Source organism: Lelliottia sp. GFLA7, assembly GCF_056490165.1.
Genome location: NZ_JBWLAQ010000025.1, coordinates 1 through 542 on the forward strand (window position 1 = coordinate 1; position 542 = coordinate 542).

1 protein-coding gene is annotated in these 542 nt (G+C 67.3%); it reads right to left on the minus strand.

From position 1 onward, the window contains the following. The coding region (locus AC07RN_RS20950) for a hypothetical protein (RefSeq protein ID WP_478337212.1) at window positions 1–522 on the minus strand (522 nt) is incomplete at its 3' end. Between the last annotated feature and the right edge of the window lie 20 nt (window positions 523–542).

Below are 542 nucleotides of genomic sequence, written 5' to 3' on the forward strand. Positions count from 1 at the left end.
GCCGAGCAGCGTGCCGATCGCGAGGCCGGCGACCAGGACGCCGAGCGCCTTCCAGCCCGCGCCGCGCCGGACGCGCGTGTAGAACTCCTTGCGGGCCGCGATCAGGACGCCGATCACCGCGAGATGGACCGCGCACGCCACCGCCGCGCTGACGTTCTTGTCGATCACCGCCTCGAGCGCGTTGACGATCGCGAACAGCACCATGTAGATGGTCAGCAGCCACCAGGCGATGCGTTTGCGGCTCGCCAGCGCAGCAGCCACCAGTCCCACGACCACCGCCCACGACAGGCTCGTGTCGGGTGCGTCGAAGTAGTAGTTGTTGATGTACACCCGCGGTGTGTGGAGAAGGAACCGCAGCGCGGGCGACAGGCTCCACAGGAAGACCAGCACGGAGTACACACCGAGAACCAGCCCCGCGATATGCGGGACCTCGGCGAGGCGTCCACGTTTCGGTGCGACAGTTGTTCCGCGTTCTTCCCGCTTGTCCGCCGCGTCGACCGGGGTACCGGTGCTGGTGGCCATCAACGTCCTCTCGGTTACAG